General features: G+C 63.3%; 1 protein-coding gene. It reads right to left on the reverse strand.

Annotated elements, in window-relative coordinates:
• Positions 1–706, reverse strand: a 706-nt coding sequence (locus MTX35_RS25325; protein ID WP_243597479.1) for an AMP-binding protein, incomplete at both ends; no start/stop codon positions are given.

A 706-nucleotide genomic window follows, 5' to 3' on the forward strand; every position in this document is an offset into this window, starting at 1 on the left:
ATCACCATCGTCGCCCCACCCGAAAACGCCAACACGAACTCCAGAATCGACGCATCGAAACTCGGCGACGCGAACGCCAACACCCGAGACGACGGCCCCACACCGAACCGAACCCGCTCCTCGGCAGCCAAGTTCCCCACACCACGATGAGTGACCACCACACCCTTGGGCACACCCGTCGAACCCGACGTATAGATCAGATACGCCGCATCATCGAGACGCAACACACCCGAACGCTCCTCCTCCAACACCGGAGCAGACGACCGAAACGCCAAATCCGCCACCACATCCGGATCATCGAGCACCACCCACGACACCCCACCCACACCCGACACCGCACCCACATGCGCACCCAACGTCACACCCACCACAGCACCCGAATCGACCAACATGTGCTCGATCCGATCCACCGGATAATTCGGATCCACCGGCAAGAACGCACCACCGGCCTTCGCCACCGCCCACACCGCCACCACAGACTCCACCGACCGCGACAACGCCAACGCCACGAACGACCCCGGACCCACCCCACACGACATCAACATCCGCGCCAACCGCGACGACGCCGCATCCAACTCACCATAAGAAACAACCCGCGAACCCGACACCACCGCAACACCACCGACACCGGCCACACCCACAGCACCAGCCAACAACTCCGGCAACACCACACCCACCACAGACCGCGGACCACGAACCGGAGCCA

The sequence above is a fragment of the Rhodococcus sp. ARC_M12 genome (assembly GCF_022810385.1).
GTDB classification, from domain to species: Bacteria; Actinomycetota; Actinomycetes; order Mycobacteriales; family Mycobacteriaceae; genus Rhodococcoides; species Rhodococcoides navarretei.